The organism is Ferdinandcohnia sp. QZ13 (assembly GCF_031324165.1).
GTDB lineage: Bacteria > Bacillota > Bacilli > Bacillales > Bacillaceae_L > Ferdinandcohnia.
In genome coordinates this window covers 1849218-1866470 of sequence record NZ_JAVIVW010000015.1, presented here as the reverse complement: position 1 = coordinate 1866470, position 17253 = coordinate 1849218, and the positions used below count along the sequence as shown (strand labels likewise).

Sequence of the window (17253 nt, the reverse complement as noted above, 5' to 3'; positions counted from 1 at the left end):
CTTTTTGGAAAGTGGGTCTATTTTATGTAAGCGTTTTAGGTTAAAATTATACTAGATTAATAATTTTATAACCACATGAAGGGAAATGCTTACAGGTGGTATTTTTCAAGGAGAGAATAATCATGAAATATAGTGGAATGGGAAGAAATAACGGAGGCACAAGAAGACAATTTGTATACTCCTATTTATATGAAAAGATTATCGATTTATCTTTAAAGCCAGGGACACCTATTTCGGAAAGTGAGATTGGTGCACAGCTCAATGTGAGTAGAACTCCTATCAGAGAAGCGTTAATGCAGCTTGCCAAGGAAGACTTAATCGATATAAAACCACAAATCGGAACATTTGTATCATTAATTGACCCCAAAATTATTGAAGAATCAAGATTTATGAGAAAAGCTGTGGAGATCGCTGTTATTCGTGAAGCGACAGAGAAACTTACACAGGAAACATTGTACAAGCTGGAAAAGTGCATGACTATGCAGGAACTGGCACTTAAAGAGGAAAATAGTAAAGACTTTTTAGCTTTCGATGATCAATTTCATGAACTCATTTTTAAAGGGGTAGAGATGGACCGCATTTGGCAGGGGATCGATCAAATGAATGGGCAGTATAAACGGGTTAGGATGCTACGTTTAGTCACGACAGAACCGTCAGAATGGGCGACGGTGCTGGATGAGCATAAAGAGATCTATGATGCATTGAAGAGTAAAGAAGTTGAAGCTGCTGTGGCAGTTACAAATGATCATATTACTAAGGGTATTTTTCACATGTATGATATTAAAATACAAAACCCCGATTACTTTAAAAAGGAAAGTGTCACAAACATAAACTAAACATCAACTAGGGGGTATAAGTTATATGAATATGACTTTTCGTTGGTATGGCCGCGGAAATGATACAGTGCCTCTCGAGCATGTAAAGCAAATACCTGGAGTCAAAGGTATTGTTTGGGCTCTACACGAAAAACCTGTAGGTGAGATTTGGAACAAGGATGAAATAAAATCAGAGATTGATTATATTTCAACATTTGGTTTTCATGCTGAAGTCGTGGAAAGTGTAAATGTCCATGAATCTATTAAACTTGGAAATGAAGAGAGAGACTATTATATAGAAAATTATAAGCAAACCATTCGGAACCTTGGGCAATTTGGTGTAAAGGTCATTTGTTATAACTTTATGCCTATCTTTGACTGGACCCGTTCTGAATTATTTCGAGCTCTTCCGGATGGCTCAACTGCCTTATTTTATGAAAAGGAAAAGGTAGAAACAGATAATCCAAGCGAGTTGATTGAAATGTTCTCCTCCTACTCAGAGATGACTTTACCAGGGTGGGAGCCAGAAAAAATAGGGAGAATAAAGGAATTATTTGGTGCTTATGAAGGAATGACAAATGAGAATTTATGGGAGAACCTTGCTTATTTTCTAAATGAAGTTCTGCCTGTTGCACAGGAGTCTGGGATTAAAATGGCAATTCATCCTGATGATCCGCCGTGGTCGATCTTCGGGTTACCAAGAATTATCACCGGTAGGGAAAGTTTTCAAAAGCTTTTATCTATTTCCGACTCTCCATCAAATGGAATAACTTTTTGCACAGGTTCATTAGGGGTCAATCCGCAAAATGATATGGTGGCTCTTGCGCGCGAATTTGCTAGTAAATCACCATTTGCACATATACGAAATGTGAAGCTATTTCCAAATGGGGACTTTATTGAAACATCACATCTAACATCTGATGGATCAATTGATATTAAGGGTGTTATGAGAGAGTTATCGGATATGCAATTTGATGGGTACATAAGACCTGATCATGGAAGACATATCTGGAACGAGAAGTGCCGACCTGGCTATGGATTATATGACCGTGGACTTGGCATCATGCACTTACTTGGGCTTTGGGATGCCTATCAAAGTTTGAAATAAAAGGAGAAGTCAGAATGTTACCTATTCATAAAGGTTTAAAAGGAAAAACGGCTGTTATTACTGGAGGAAGTGGTGTACTTTGTTCAGAAATGGCACGTGAGCTTGCACGTCAGGGTGTTAATGTGGCAATCCTTAACCGTACAGCTGAAAAAGGGGAAATCGTAGCTTCTGAAATTAACAAAAATGGTGGACAGGCAATAGCTGTTGCGGCAGATGTACTCGACCGGCAGTCTCTGGAGAAGGCAAAAGAAACAGTACTAGAAGCTTTTGGTCAAATTGATATTTTAGTGAATGGTGCAGGTGGAAATCACCCTGATGCTATCACCTCTGATGAAAACTATCAGGAAGAGGGGACTTCTGAAAAGTCATTTTTTGATCTTGATGAAAACGGGTTTTCGAAGGTTTTTGCAAGTAATTTTACAGGCACGTTTTTGACGAGTCAGGTATTTGGTCAGGAGCTGCTTAAGCAGAAGTCTCCCATTATTATCAATATTTCATCAATGAGTGCGTACTCTCCTATGACAAAGGTCCCTGCCTACAGTGCAGCAAAGGCGGGCATCAATAACTTTACAATGTGGATGGCAGTCCACTTCGCTGAGAAGGGAATGCGTGTAAATGCGATTGCACCGGGATTTTTCCTCACAACACAAAATCGTAATCTATTATTAAATGATGATGGTACTCTTACAGCAAGGTCGCAAAAAATTATTGGTCATACACCAATGAGACGATTTGGAGATCCAAGGGATTTACTCGGTACTTTACTGTGGCTTATTGATGAAGAAACTTCAGGATTTGTAACGGGTGTAACAATACCTGTTGATGGCGGATTCATGGCATATTCCGGCGTTTAGCAGTGAGGGAAGTGATTATTTTGAATAAGAAGCTAGAGGGGTCAAAACCAATTAAATTATCTTCTACGAGGGCTTGGCGGACATATATAGGCGGCAAATTATTAGAGGAATTATTGGGAGAAGAAAATCCTACAGATAGCCATTTTCCAGAAGAATGGATTATGTCTGTTGTGTCGGCACGGAACAAGGGGCGCGAGCATGTTATTGATGAAGGGTTGAGTAAGGTTGATAGACATGATGTTGAACTTACATTAAAGTCACTAATTGAAAATGACCCTGAAGGATTTTTAGGAGCTGCCCATGTAGAAGAGTTCGGTGCGAAAACAGGTGTCCTAGTAAAAATCATAGATGCTGCTGAAAGATTAACTGTGCAGGTTCATCCCGATCGTATCAAAGCTCGTGAGCTTTTTAATTCAGCATATGGAAAAACAGAAGCTTGGCATATACTCGGGGGCAGAGAAATTGATGGAGAGCCTCCATATGTGTACTTAGGTTTTAAACCAGGAGTAACAAAAGAGAAATGGAAACAATTATTTGAGAAACAGGATATACAGAGTATGTTGGATTCTATGCATAAATATTATGTAGAGCCAGGTGACACCTTCTTAATTGAGGCAGGTACACCTCATGCAATTGGAGCGGGATGTCTTCTTGTTGAAATCCAGGAGCCAACAGATTTTACAATTCGTATCGAAAAAACCACACCTCAAGGGTTTACTTTGGATGATTTTATGTGCCACCAGGGAATTGGGTTTGAGAAGATGTTTGAGTGCTTTACGTATGCAAACTATACAAGAGAAGAAACACTAAATAAGTGGAAAATTACCCCTACACAAATAAAAGAGACGAATGGAAACAAAGAGTCTGAATTGATTGGGTATAACAATATTCCTTACTTTAAAATGGACCTACTCGAAGTAAATAATGAAACAAAGATAGAGGGAAATGATATTTTTTATGGTCTATTAGTTGTTTCGGGTAATGGTTGTATTGTTTCAGATAAAGATGAGCTATCACTTACTCGAGGGAATCAATTCTTTATTCCAGCAAAGGTGTCTTCTGTAACATTACGGAATACTGGTGAGGAATCATTGAAAGTCATGAGACTGTTTGGGCCACAGGTAATTTGAAAAATGAGACTAAAAATTATCGCGGTAGCTAAATGCTACCGCAAAATTTTTATTCCATTTCCTTTCGAAGCTCGTCCATTTTACGAGTAATGAGAGGATAGAAATACTTTTGTGCGCTAGTTGTGGAATTTCCTCCAAAAAATCCTGTTCCTGGACAGGTTTTTACATTGTAGTCAGGCCCTTTGTCCAAGACCCTCTCCCCATTTCGCAAATCCCACCAATGATGGTAGGTTATACTGTCAATCGAAGGAGTTAATCCAAATTTAAGGCTCAAAATAGCATTGACATAGATGATTGTGTCACTGTGTTCTTTCGTCATGACATCGTGACCGATATCAAAATTCCCAAGGTGTTCAATTGCAATTCCGACAGAGTTGGCTTTGCTACCAATGGTGCCTTCTGGGGCAATATAGAGTGGACGTGAGACAGCAACCTTCCCATCTGGAAAAGTTGTAATGTTTTGTGCGATATGTTTCCATCCCATCGTGTTTTTATGGTAATTTTCCATTCCAGTTAGAAGTACAAAGTGGTTGGAGCCATTAAATCGACTATAATCAGGCACCCATGTGTGATGCTGTTGGATGAGGGTTATTTTTCGTTTAATCTTCTGATTCATAAGCCAATCCTTAAACTCTTCTTTTGTCATTAAAATATGTTCACCATGCATGTTCATCTTTTTCGGGACAATTTTCAGTACTTGCCCAGGGACAACTTCCTCGGATGAAATCCCATTTGTTCTCTTGATCTGCTCAGGGGATGAATGAAACCTAGCTGCAATCTCCTTTAAGGTATCTCCAGATGCTACTTCATAGGAAAAAGGAACCCAAAGCTTTTGTCCGACAACTAATAGATCGGTTTGAAGACCGTTGGTGACTTTTAATTCATCAACTGTGGTATCAAATCTTTTTGCAACTTCAGGTAATGTATCACCTGCTTGAATAACATACGTATTTTCGTGATTGTTTGCACTTGTATGAATGGGTGAAAACATGAAAAAAACTCCGATTATCAAGGCAATCCTAATTTTCATAGCTCGTTTCCTTTCGTAACATGTTAGTATATAAATGCAAGTTCAAAAAGGAGGATGAAAAAGAACGCGTCCTTCTCACTGGACTTTTTGAGCAACCTTTATTAGTTTGTAAAAGAAACGTAATATTATGCGATATAGGTACTAATGGCGGGGGTATTTTGATTTTTTAAAGGAAAAGTGTGACAAAAATCGAAGGAGTATTACGAAAGATATAATATAAATTCGAATCTTTTTAGGAAGAAGGCAATGGGCGGCAAGGAGGAAAAATCATGCTCGAGTTTGAACCATACATAGATCAATTTGCAAGAATAAAAGTAGTAGGTGTTGGCGGCGGTGGGAATAACGCCGTTAATCGAATGATAGAGGCAGGGGTAGAAGGTGTTGAATTCATCGCAGTGAATACGGATGGACAAGCCCTTAATCAATCGAAAGCAGAGGTTGTCATTCAAATTGGGGCATCGTTAACACGGGGGCTAGGTGCTGGTGCAAATCCGCAAATTGGGATGAGAGCTGTTGAAGAAAGTGAAAGAGAAATTGAGGATGCATTAAGAGGAGCAGACATGGTCTTTGTCACAGCCGGAATGGGCGGTGGCACTGGAACCGGGGCAGCACCAGAAATTGCAAGAATCGCTAAGGAGCTAGGTTCTTTGACAATCGGTGTGGTAACTAGACCGTTTCGATTTGAAGGCCGTAAACGAGCTGTCAATGCAGATGCTGGGATTGACGCAATGAAGGAAGCAGTCGATACATTAATCATTATCCCGAATGAGAAATTATTGGAGATTGTTGATAAGCGTACGCCGATGATAGAAGCATTCCGAGAAGCCGATAATGTTCTTCTTCGTGGGGTTCAAGGGATTTCCGATTTAATTGCTGTACCTGGGTTAATCAACCTTGATTTTGCCGATGTAAAAACAGTTATGTCTCATAGGGGAACAGCTTTAATGGGAATTGGAATGGCAAAAGGAGAAGGGCGTGCGGTTGAAGCAGCCCATAAAGCAATCAATAGTCCACTGCTTGAAACATCGATAAGTGGCGCTCGAGGTGTTATTTTGAATATCACTGGCGGACGAAACTTAAGCCTCTTTGAAATTCAGGAGGCGGCAGATGTGATTTCGTCTGCAACACATGAGGATTTAAATATGATCTTTGGATCAGTCATTAATGACAATTTAAAAGATGAAATAATTGTAACTGTAATTGCTACAGGTTTTACGGAAAATTAATAGGAGAGGCACCTTTTTGTAGGTGCCTCTTTTTGCATTTATGGTAGAAGATAGCCAGCAGCAAGGAAAATGCTGTACCAATCTTCACGGCTTAACTGAACATCACTTGCTTTTACGGAATCCTTTAAACGATTAAGATTCATGGTGCCTATAACCGGTTGCATATTGGCTGGATGACGTAATAGCCATGCAATCGCAATCGTTGTGTTGGATACACCATATTTTTCTGCCATTTCATCAATTTTTTGATTTAATTCGGGGCATTTTTCATTGCCAAGAAAAGGTCCTTCGAAATAACCATATTGGAATGGTGACCAAGGCTGAATGGTAATGTCATTTAATCGGCAAAAATCGAGTACATCTCCATCACGGTTAATGGATTGATCAATTTGCATATTTGAAGAGACGCCATTTGCAATCATATGGGCATTCGGAATGCTTAGTTGCAATTGATTGGCAACGATTGGTTGCTTCACATATTTTTTAAGCAATTGAATTTGCATGGGTTTTTGGTTGGAGACTCCAAAGTGACGAACCTTACCTGAAGACTCTAGTTGATCAAATGCTTCTGCAACCTCTTCAGGCTCAACAAGGGCATCGGGACGATGTAAAAGTAAGATATCAAGATAATCTGTTTTGAGTCGTTTTAAGATACCGTCCACAGAATTGAGGATATGTTCCTTTGAAAAATCAAACATACCTTTTCGAATGCCACATTTGGATTGAAGTATGATTTTTTCTCTCACGTCATCATTCATATGTATTGCATCTGCAAAGATTTCTTCACAAGCACCACTACCGTAAATATCGGCGTGATCAAAGAAATTGGCACCGATTTCTAATGCGGTTTGTACAAACTTTTCTGCTTCAGGCTTTTCTAAAGAATTAATCCTCATACAGCCTACTGCAACAACAGGTACCTCTAATGAACTTGTTCCTAGTTTTATTTTTCGCATAGCTGACTTACCTCCAATTTTTAGAACTGTTAATACTGTTTACTCTTTCTAGTCTACATATTTCGAGAGTGAATGGAAAGTCTAGAAAAAAGGAGGTTTTGTGATGAAACGGTTGCTAATGCTGTTCCTACTATCGTTCCCGATGTTTTTCTTAATGGGATGCGGAGATGATGATGAAATGCCAGAAAAAGGGGAAGACATTGAGGAAATCGAAGAAGAGGATGAAATAGGTGACGGCGAAATTGATGATGAATAAAACATAAAAAAGTGTTCCCCCTAGCTTAGGAGGAACACTTTCATTTATGTCTAGCTCCAGGGGCCATCGGCTTGTGCTGGTCGCCGATATGCAGGCCCCTTGCGCTTTTCTCGTTACGCTACGTTTGTAGCTGTTTTTGTAGCTTTTTTGTCGTTAATTCGTTTTGTAAGGTAAGGTACTGCGAATCTGTCTACACCGTAGTAGTAAGTTGCAGCTCCTGCGAATAAGAGAATGATTGCTACTGTGTAAAGCGTTGGGTTAGTGCTTGTTGTACCAGCAAGTAAGAAGTTAAGGTTCATGAATGCACCTGCAAGTAATGCTGGGATAGTTGCAAAACCTAGAATTAAACCAAGTCCTACTAAGAATTCACCCCAAGGAATGAGTACGTTGAATAACTCAATGTTTGGTACGGCAAATCCTTCAAGGAATGCTGCATACCAGCCTTGTACTGCTGGGTGATCTCCACCTGCATTTGCGATGGCACCTTGGATAAAACCACCTGCATCAAATCCACCTGCTGTTATTTTATGAAAACCAGCTTCTAGCCATTGAATTCCTAACCATACACGTAATACTGTCCAAATAACTGCCATTTTAGGTCCTTTTAAGAATGCTCTCATCTTAATCTCCCCTTATAATTAATTTGTGAAACTCTTCACAAGTCGTTGTAAAAAAATATGAGTGCGTTAGCTGCCAGCTTTTGTAGTAGTTTGTGAAGTATTTCACTAACTTTCTACACTCTTAATATACAGCGGATTTACAATAAAAGCAATAGGCTTCACAAATATGACACAAATGAATTTATGGTCTATTTTTAGTCGCTAAAACATAGGAATAAGGGGATTGATTATAACCTCAAATAATATTCAAATAAAATAAAATATTTCCAAAAGTGTTTGACTTTTGATTTTCCGCATACTATAATCCTTTTATAAAGCAAAACAGAGACGTATTAATTTAATAAAGAACTCTTATCCAGAGCGGTGGAGGGACATGGCCCTACGAAACCCGGCAACCTTCAAGGTAATTCTTGAAAAGGTGCTAAATCCATCAGGTACGATTACCTGAAAGATAAGAGGAGGAAAAAAGCCCTCTTCTTACTGAAGAGGGCTTTTTCTATCGCTTAAAAGATGAAGGTTTGGAGTTGTATTAATATTATTCTCAGTTTACCAATTGGAATTTATGGAAAAGGAGAAAAAAGATGAAAAAAATAAGTGCTGTTTTTATTGTTTTATTGTTGTTTGTTGGAATTGTAGGTTGTTCTAATAGTTCAGGTAAGGCTAGCCAAGGGAATGAAAAACCGGAGAAAATTAAATTGGATTATGCCTTTTATTCTCCAACAAGTCTTGTGCTAAAAGAGTTTGGTTGGGCTGAAGAGGCATTTGAGGAAGAAGGAATTGAGGTTGAGTTTGTACTTAGCCAAGGCAGTAATAAGGCCCTCGAATTCTTGAACAGTGGTAGCGTCGATTTTGGTTCATCGGCAGGGGCAGCGGCCTTAATGGCTAAAGCAAATGGTGCGCCGATTGAAGCTGTTTATATTTATTCAAAGCCAGAATGGACGGCATTGGTGGCAAATAAAGACTCAAAGATTCAAAGTGTAAGTGACTTAAAAGGGAAAAAGGTTGCCGCAACAATCGGAACTGACCCTTATATTTTTCTATTACGTGCCCTAGATGAGGAAGGACTCAGTCCATCAGATGTTGAGATAGTTAATCTACAGCATGGAGATGGAGCGGGGGCATTATCGTCTGGTCAGGTAGATGCTTGGTCAGGACTAGATCCTCACATGGCAAGAGTTGAATTAGAAACAGATGCAACTCTTTTCTATCGGAATGCTGATTTTAATACGTATGGGACCTTAAATGTCCGTTCGGAATTTGCTGAAAAGTACCCTGCATATGTTGAAAAGGTCATAGAAGTTTACGAAAAGGCTCGAAAATGGGTGTTAGAAAATCCAGAGGAAGCTGCAGAGATTCTAGCAAAATCAGCAAATATTGATATTGAAGTAGCAAATAAGCAATTAAATGAACGCAATGATTTTTCTAATCCGATGCCTGGTGAAGAACAAATTGAGGCTTTAACGGAAGCGGGTAAGGTTCTCCAAGCACAGAATATTATCAAAAAAGATGTTGAATTAGAAAAATTAGTTCAAGAATTGATTAATCCGACATTTGCGCAAAAAGGAATAAAGCAATAAGAGGAGGAGCTATGAACATAAAAGGTGAAGCGGTATCCAGACAAATAAAGGTGAAGTCAAAAACTCAGTTTGTTTTATCGGGCAATGTGAAAATCATTTTACTTGGTAGTATCATTCCTGCCATTTTACTAGTGGTTTGGCAGTATTTAAGCCATATTGGTGTCCTTGAAGCACATCTTATGCCGGCACCAACGGTCATTCTGGCAAAAATAATTGAATTTGCTGGAGATGGAAGCCTTTGGGGTCACATTGGGATTACTTTATATCGAATCTTTTTTGGTTTTCTTATCGGAGTGGTCGCTGCTGTCCTATTTGGTTCATTGGTCGGCTATTTTCGAGTAGCTGAAGCATTATTAGATCCAATGCTTCAAGCGTTCCGTTCAATTCCATCGCTTGCATGGGTACCCCTTTTTATCCTTTGGATGGGAATTGCCGAACCTTCAAAAATCACACTAATTGCTGTCGGAGTGTTTTTTCCGGTCTATTTAAACATCGTGTCTGGCATTCAGGGTGTTGACCGAAAGTTGATTGAAGTAGGGAAAATTTATAATTTTTCAACGTTCGAGTTAATTAGAAAGGTCATCTTGCCTGCTTCCCTTCCATCCTTTTTAGTAGGGATCAGAAGTGGTCTAGGGTTAGGATGGATGTTTGTTGTTGCGGCCGAATTAATGGGAGCCAGTCAGGGGATTGGGTATTTGCTTGTCGTTGGTCAAAACTCTTATTCTCCTGAAACGGTCATTGCCAGTATTGTGCTATTTGCAATCCTAGGAAAAATAACGGACTCCATTCTGAAGAAAACAGAGGAAAAAACACTTCATTGGCAAGATAGCTATGTGAAAAAGGCGTGAAAGGATGAAAAAGAATGCTAGCAGTTCAAAATGTTTCACGTACCTTTTCGAACGGTACGACGGGGTTTAGAAATATCAGCTTTGAAACAAAACAAGGTGAAATTATTGGCGTTTTAGGTACGAGTGGTTGTGGGAAAAGTACCTTATTGCGAGTCTTATCTGGATTAGATCCAGATTACACAGGAACGGTTGAAATCAGCGGTGACAAAATCAAATCCGTTCATGAAAAGGTAGGCGTTATTTTTCAGGAATCACGTTTAATGCCATGGTTAAAAGTAATCGAAAACATTTCATTTGGTTTGAAGAATGAGAGCCAGAAGCATGAAAAGGCACAGGAATATTTAAAACTAGTTGGGCTAGATGGCTTTGAAAATCACTATCCAAAGGATATTTCCGGTGGGATGGCGCAACGAGTTTCGATTGCTCGGGCACTTATTACAGCACCAGAAGTGTTGCTCTTAGATGAGCCGTTTAGTGCACTTGATGCATTTACGAAAATGCAGCTCCAGGATTTACTGTTAACTATTTGGGATACATACAAATCCACGATGATTTTAGTAACCCATGATATCGATGAAGCCCTTTATTTATGTGATTGGATTATCGTTTTAAAAGGGCAACCTGGCGAAGTCTATCAATCGATTCAAATTGATGAACCAAAGCCAAGGTCTCGTGGGGATGTAAAGCTAGCACAACTAAAGGCGGAAATATTGGAACTATTAAAATGAGTGATTAAAAAGGAGGATGAAAGGGACCAAGAAGTTCAAGGCGGTGCAGCTTTGAGCAGCGGAACGTATGCTGTTAATACGTGAGCATAAGGAGTGCTTCTTTGAATCTCCTTCGCACGCAGGAAAGGTGATTTTCCTTTCCAAGGAACGCAAAAGCAAGCCAACGAGCTTCCACAGGATGTGGTGACTTCGACGTTCGACACAGGACGTGTCGGCATTTAGTCGAAGTTCCTCTTATAATGTGTCATTTTCACCGGACTTTTTGAACATCCACTATTAAGTTAGCGAAAGGGGAGTGCAGATTTGACAACCACAAAATTAGATTTCATAAAACCTTTTGACGGAGATTATAATCTTCACAATTATGATAAGGTTCGCGAGCAATTTTCTTGGGAAGAGGTTAAAAAGGAATTTAGCTGGTACCAAACAGGGCAAGTGAATATGGCCTATGAATGTATCGACCGCCATGTTGTAGAAGGGTATGGGGACAAAATTGCCCTTCACTATATTAATGAAGAAGAGGAACAGATCTTTACATTTAAAGAGATAAAAGATAAGTCTGACCACCTAGCAACCGTATTGAAAAAATACGGAGTGAAAAAGGGAGATATCGTGTTTATCTTTTTGCCCAAAAATCCTGACATGTATATTGCGATGATTGCAGCGGTTAAGCTAGGGGCAATTGCGGGTCCTCTGTTTGAAGCGTTCATGGAGGATGCGGTTAAGGACAGGATTTCCGACTGCGAGGGTCGCTTTCTCATTACAGATTCTGAGTTGGTCAAAAGAGTTCCTAAACAACAATTGCCTTCATTAAAAACGGTGTTCATTACAGAAGGGCCAGAAAAATGTGAGGAAAATGAAATCTCACTTGTAGAGGTGCTAGCAAATACTCCAAGTAATAATCAGATAATCGAATGGTTGGACCTTGAGGCAAGGCTTAATATTCATTATACAAGCGGGTCTACAGGAAAACCTAAGGGGATTGTCCACGCACATCGAGCTATGATTCAGCAATACCAAACGGGAAAATGGGTCCTTGATTTAAAAGAGGATGATGTTTATTGGTGTACAGCACACCCAGGTTGGGTGACAGGAACCGTGTATGGAATCTTTGCACCTTGGCTAAATCGAGCAACAATTGTAGTCAATGGGGGGAGATTTAATGCAGATTCCTGGTATTCAACAATTGAAAAGACAGGTGTCACGGTTTGGTATAGTGCTCCTACAGCATTTAGAATGTTGAAGGCGGAAGGAAATGAGGTACTTAAAAAATATAAACTTCGTTCACTACGTCATATTTTAAGTGTGGGTGAACCGTTGAATCCTGAAGTTATTGTTTGGGGATTGGAAACGTTAGGGAAAAGAATCCATGATACATGGTGGATGACGGAAACAGGAGCGCAATTAATCGTCAATTTGCCTTCAGAGGTCATTAAACCAGGATCGATGGGTAGACCTATTCCTGGAATTGAAGTAGCGGTATTAGATGATGATGGAAATTCGCTCCCTAATGGGCAGGTTGGTCATCTAGGTATCAAGGCATCCTGGCCATCCATCATGAGAGAAGTATGGAAAAATGAAGAGAAATATCATTCCTATTTTTTAAATGGCTGGTATATATCTGGTGATTTGGCTATTTTAGATAGTGATGGATATGTGTTTTTCCAAGGACGCAGCGATGATATGATTAATTCATCAGGTGAACGTATCGGTCCTTTTGAAGTCGAAAGCAAGTTGATTGAACACGAAGCAGTGGCTGAGGCTGGTGTCATTGGAAAACCTGACACATTAAGAGGAGAAATTGTAAAGGCCTTTATTGTACTAAAGAAAGACTATCATCCAACAGCTGATTTACTGGAGGAAATTCGCGTATTTGTGAAACAACATCTTGCGGCTCATGCTGCACCAAGGGAAATCGAAGTGTTAGATGAACTTCCAAAAACAAAGATCAGCGGGAAGATTTTACGAAGAGAACTAAAGGCCCGTGAACTCCAAAAAACTCATTAAGAAGTAAGACTGGATATTTAACTGGAAAATGTAACCTTAAATGATGTAGATTCGTCATATAAGCAGGGGTGTTTACCCTTGCTTTTTTGTGTAAAAGAACTTTATCCAGTCCAAGATTTTTACGTAAGTGGGGCGCAAATGATATAATTTGTGAAAAAGGGCGGTGGCTAGAATGTGTTTAATTTTGTTTGCCTACCAAGCACATCCGGTCTATAAATTAATTGTTGCGGCAAACCGGGATGAGTTTCTGCAGCGACCAACAGCTCCGATTCACTTCTGGGAGGATGAGCCTACTCTATTGGCTGGAAGAGATCTTGAAAAAATGGGAACGTGGATGGGGGTTACTACATTTGGTCGTTTTGCGGCCTTAACAAACTATCGTGACCCAAGTGAGATATTAGAAGGCAAACAATCGAGAGGAAAACTAGTAAAAGATGCGCTTACCTATAATGGAGCCATTGCAGAATATATGAAGCAGCTAGAGAAGACGAACTCTCAGTATCCAGGCTACAATCTATTAGTGGGTGATCTGGATAACCTCTATTATTATTCCAATGCTGGAAAAATCATTGAAAGAGTAAAACCAGGTATACATGGGCTTAGCAACGATTTGCTCGATACAAACTGGCCGAAAGTGAAAAGAGGAAAAGAAGGGATTTCTACTATTATAAACGGAGAAAATCTAGTGGAGAACCTATTAGAATTACTTCAAAATACAGATCGGCCAAATGACAATCTCCTACCTAAAACAGGCGTGTCACTCGAATGGGAACGAATTCTTTCTTCTTTATTTATTAAAACAAATGGGTATGGGACGAGAAGTTCTACCATATTATTAATGTCGGAGACAGAAATTCAGTATGTGGAACGAACTTTTTCTAGCTCAGGAACAAGCGATCAAACATTCCGTTTTCCGATTAAATCTAAAATGAGCGGGACTGTGGAATAGTATATAATAGAACAAAGATGATAAATCTACTATAAAAAGAGTTGGGAAAAACGTCGAAAAAGGGGATTAGAGTACGAAAACATCTATACTGTACTCTATTTTTTGTTTTTATTTTTCAATTGTTACAGCTTAATAACAAGCGGGATAAAGGTGTATTTCATCTTGAAACACCCCTTATTCTGTGTCAATATTGTACTATTAGTACGAGTTCAAAAAGGAGAGTGAAAAGGACCGAGAATTTCAAGGCGGCGCAGCTTTGAGTACCGGAGCGTATGCAGTTAATACGTGAGGAACTCCAAAAGCAAGCCAACGCAGAAATTCGATGTGTCATTTTCGGACGACTTTTTGAACATCCTCTATTGACAAAGAGTCAAATTAGGAAGTAAATCAAGGAGTCTGGTAACGTATGAACAATAAAGCAGTTGTTTTAGGAAACAATTATTATATAGGCTTAAGTACGATGAGATGTTTGGGTAGTGAAGGGATACATACGGTAGCCGTAGATTATTCCTATGAAAATACGTACGGAGCGGAGTCGAAATATTGCTCGGAGCGCGTAATTGCACCGCATTATCGAAAAGAAAAGGAGCAATTTATAGCCTTTTTAAAGGAATATTCGAGAAAGCAAACGGCAAAACCGGTGTTAATTCCATGTCACGACTCCTATGTAGAAGTGATAGATGAATATTTAGATGAACTAAAAGAATTCTATCTCATCCCTCAAACGGAGCAAGGACTTTATACCAAAACGATGGATAAGGATGAATTACATAAATTGGCCGTGAAACACGGAGTTGCGGTACCGGAAACTGTTCATCTTGGGGAAGAAAACTTTTATGAGAAAATTGAAGAAAATATTAAATTTCCATGTTTAGTGAAACCAACTGATTCTCCTACGTTTGTATCTATTTTCCGCAGGAAGTTATTTAAAGTTAACAACCGTCAGGAATTAGATGAGGCATTACAAAAAGCGAAAGAAGCGAATCAAGAAGTCATTGTGCAACGAATCATTCCTGGGTTTGATGACCATATGTATACATTTGATGCGTACTTAAACCAAGAAGCAAAGGTAACGCACTGGATGACCTGTCAGAAATACCGTCAATATCCTATAAATTTTGGTGCATCTGTGTACACTGGACAGAAATATGTACCAGAGCTTTATGAAATTGGTTCTAAGTTTTTAGAAGCAATTGGGTTCAAAGGTTTTGTAGAAATCGAATTTAAAAAGGACTCTGAAACGGGTACCTATTACTTAATTGAATTAAATGTAAGGATTACTAATTTGAACAGTATGCTTTACAAGGTAGGGCTTAACTTTCCATACATTACATATCGAGAACTAACAGGTAACCCATTACCGCCAAAGGCGATTGAACATGATACAAACCTAGTCTTTTGGTATGCGTATGAAGACTTCTATGCAATAAAGGGTTATTTAAAAACGGGTCAATTAACGATGCCGCAGGTCATAAAGTCCTTCTTTAAACCGAAAGCATATGCGATATGGGATTGGAAGGATCCGAAGCCTGCATTTTCATATGCTGGTATCATTTCCAAAAAGCTACTAAAGAAAATAAAGAAATAATGCTGTAAGTTAAGGTCATTAATTGGAGTGGATAACAATGCAATTACAATCAATTTTACGTAATCTGGATTATACCGAAATAAAGGGAAGTCTTGATGTAGAAGTGACCTCTATCGCTTATGATTCAAGGGAAGTAACAACGAACGGCGTTTTTGTTGCCATATCTGGCTTCACAGTTGATGGTCATGATTATATAGAAAATGCCATTAAAAAAGGTGCAACTGTTATTATTGTTGAACGAGATATATGGCTTGAGGACTATGTGACAATCATCAAGGTTTCGGATACAAGATTAGCGTTAGCAAGAATGTCTGCTAATTTTTATGATAATCCCACTGAAAAATTAAATCTGATTGGGATTACAGGGACGAACGGGAAAACATCGACAACCTATTTTGTTAAGTCTATCTTTGAACAGGCAAAAAAATCCATTGGTCTGATAGGAACTATGGGTACTATAATAAACAATAGACATTTTGAAAATAAAAATACGACTCCTGAATCATTAAATTTACAGGGTATTTTTTCGAAAATGGTAGATGAAGGTATTGAAGATTGCATCATGGAAGTTTCCTCTCACGCATTAGACTTAAATCGTGTAGCTTATTGTGATTTTAATACGGCTATCTTTACGAATTTAACGCCTGATCACTTAGAGCTTCATAAAAATATGGAAGAATATTTTAACGCGAAGGCAAAGCTTTTTGATTTAGCTCAGGAACATTTAGTGATAAATGTAGATGATCCATATGGAAGAAGACTTATCGATAGGGTAAAAGACTCGAATAAATCGATTCTTACGTATGGTATCAATCAGAAAGCAGATATTTACCCAACAGATCTTCACTTTTATGCAGATTACAGTACGTATCAATTAAATACTCCAACTGGTTCAGTAGACATAAAGGTGAACATACCAGGTGTAATTTATGTTTATAATAGTTTAGCAGCTATCGCTGCTGCCTATACGAATCAAATGTCTTTGGAAGACATTAAAGAAGGAATAGATGCTGTAAAAGGAATAAGAGGAAGGCTTGAGGTCATCTACCAAGATAAAGCTAGAAAAGTTGTCGTTGATTTTGCCCATACGGAAGATGGCTTAGAAAAAGCACTCTCCACTTTAAGACCATTTACCAAAGGAAGACTAATTGTTGTCTTTGGCGTGTATGCGGCACCTGGAAAAGATGGAAGTGATAAGCGAAGAGCGATGGGAAAAGTTGCAGCTACATATGCCGATTTATCGATTGTAACCTCTGATAATCCGAAAGAACAGGATCCAAATTTGATTGCAAAAGAAATCGTAGAATCCATGAATGAGGTTGACGGTAAATATCATGTAGAAATTGATCGTAGAGAAGCGATTAAATATGCAATTGAAAACAGTCAAGAAGGAGATGTTATCCTTCTAGCAGGGAAAGGCCATGAAACTGCACAAGTAATTGGCGATAAGGAAATTCCGTTTAATGAAAGAGAAATTGTGAACGAACTACTAGCTAATATACGAAAAAACAGACTCAAATTACAGTCAACAAAGAAATTTATAAAAATAAAAAGGTGATTA

The 17253-nt window shown here is 38.8% G+C and carries 14 protein-coding genes, 2 pseudogenes and 1 riboswitch; of the genes and pseudogenes, 13 read left to right on the top strand and 3 right to left on the bottom strand.

Features of this window, described 5'->3' with window-relative positions; translation table 11 throughout:
- Window positions 1–122: 122 nt before the first annotated feature.
- Genes RGU12_RS23035 through RGU12_RS23020 form a run of 4 tightly spaced genes read left to right on the top strand, consistent with a single transcriptional unit; the run spans window position 123 to window position 3907 of the window.
- On the top strand, window positions 123–836 hold the full coding sequence (locus RGU12_RS23035) for a GntR family transcriptional regulator (protein WP_309538136.1): 714 nt from the start codon (window positions 123–125) through the stop codon (window positions 834–836).
- A gap of 25 nt (window positions 837–861) precedes the next feature.
- The gene (uxuA, locus tag RGU12_RS23030; protein WP_309538135.1) at window positions 862–1923 is read left to right on the top strand and encodes a mannonate dehydratase; all 1062 of its coding nucleotides are present in this window, start codon (window positions 862–864) and stop codon (window positions 1921–1923) included.
- Between the two features lie 14 nt (window positions 1924–1937).
- The gene (locus tag RGU12_RS23025; protein WP_309538134.1) at window positions 1938–2777 is read left to right on the top strand and encodes an SDR family oxidoreductase; all 840 of its coding nucleotides are present in this window, start codon (window positions 1938–1940) and stop codon (window positions 2775–2777) included.
- 20 nt (window positions 2778–2797) lie between these two features.
- Entirely contained in the window at window positions 2798–3907 is a 1110-nt protein-coding gene (locus tag RGU12_RS23020) for a type I phosphomannose isomerase catalytic subunit (RefSeq protein WP_309538133.1), read from the top strand.
- 49 nt (window positions 3908–3956) lie between these two features.
- Here RGU12_RS23020 and RGU12_RS23015 read toward each other — a convergent pair whose 3' ends face one another.
- The gene (locus tag RGU12_RS23015) at window positions 3957–4937 is read right to left on the bottom strand and encodes a LysM peptidoglycan-binding domain-containing protein (protein WP_309538132.1); all 981 of its coding nucleotides are present in this window, start codon (window positions 4935–4937) and stop codon (window positions 3957–3959) included.
- 269 nt (window positions 4938–5206) lie between these two features.
- Here RGU12_RS23015 and ftsZ point away from each other — a divergent pair.
- Window positions 5207–6160: pseudogene (gene ftsZ, locus RGU12_RS23010) on the top strand (cell division protein FtsZ); the annotation flags it as partial.
- 41 nt (window positions 6161–6201) lie between these two features.
- Here the strand turns inward: ftsZ and RGU12_RS23005 are convergent.
- On the bottom strand, window positions 6202–7119 hold the full coding sequence (locus RGU12_RS23005) for an aldo/keto reductase (protein WP_309538131.1): 918 nt from the start codon (window positions 7117–7119) through the stop codon (window positions 6202–6204).
- Between the two features lie 103 nt (window positions 7120–7222).
- On the opposite strand from RGU12_RS23005, the gene RGU12_RS23000 reads away from it, so the two are divergent.
- Complete coding sequence (locus tag RGU12_RS23000) at window positions 7223–7375, top strand: hypothetical protein (RefSeq protein WP_189655306.1); 153 nt, start codon at window positions 7223–7225, stop codon at window positions 7373–7375.
- 113 nt (window positions 7376–7488) lie between these two features.
- On the opposite strand, the gene RGU12_RS22995 is transcribed toward RGU12_RS23000, so the two are convergent.
- Entirely contained in the window at window positions 7489–7995 is a 507-nt protein-coding gene (locus RGU12_RS22995; protein ID WP_116353894.1) for a DoxX family membrane protein, read from the bottom strand.
- Between the two features lie 348 nt (window positions 7996–8343).
- Window positions 8344–8453, top strand: a riboswitch (SAM riboswitch).
- Between the two features lie 123 nt (window positions 8454–8576).
- Here RGU12_RS22995 and RGU12_RS22990 point away from each other — a divergent pair.
- The 7 genes and pseudogenes from RGU12_RS22990 (at window position 8577) to RGU12_RS22960 (ending at window position 17250) form a co-directional block, all read left to right on the top strand.
- On the top strand, window positions 8577–9572 hold the full coding sequence (locus tag RGU12_RS22990; protein WP_309538130.1) for an aliphatic sulfonate ABC transporter substrate-binding protein: 996 nt from the start codon (window positions 8577–8579) through the stop codon (window positions 9570–9572).
- 11 nt (window positions 9573–9583) lie between these two features.
- Window positions 9584–10420, top strand: a complete 837-nt coding sequence (locus RGU12_RS22985; protein ID WP_309538129.1) for an ABC transporter permease — start codon at window positions 9584–9586, stop codon at window positions 10418–10420.
- Window positions 10421–10497: 77 nt separating this feature from the next.
- Window positions 10498–11148 (top strand): annotated as a pseudogene (locus tag RGU12_RS22980) (ABC transporter ATP-binding protein); the annotation flags it as partial.
- A 303-nt stretch (window positions 11149–11451) separates the two neighbouring features.
- Window positions 11452–13155: an acetate--CoA ligase gene (gene acsA / locus RGU12_RS22975; protein WP_309538127.1), complete on the top strand. Its 1704-nt coding sequence runs from the start codon at window positions 11452–11454 to the stop codon at window positions 13153–13155.
- A gap of 172 nt (window positions 13156–13327) precedes the next feature.
- Window positions 13328–14104, top strand: a complete 777-nt coding sequence (locus RGU12_RS22970; RefSeq protein WP_309538126.1) for an NRDE family protein — start codon at window positions 13328–13330, stop codon at window positions 14102–14104.
- Window positions 14105–14510: 406 nt separating this feature from the next.
- Window positions 14511–15692, top strand: a complete 1182-nt coding sequence (locus tag RGU12_RS22965) for a carboxylate--amine ligase (RefSeq protein ID WP_309538125.1) — start codon at window positions 14511–14513, stop codon at window positions 15690–15692.
- A gap of 37 nt (window positions 15693–15729) precedes the next feature.
- On the top strand, window positions 15730–17250 hold the full coding sequence (locus RGU12_RS22960; RefSeq protein ID WP_309538124.1) for a UDP-N-acetylmuramoyl-L-alanyl-D-glutamate--2,6-diaminopimelate ligase: 1521 nt from the start codon (window positions 15730–15732) through the stop codon (window positions 17248–17250).
- Window positions 17251–17253 lie beyond the last annotated feature (3 nt).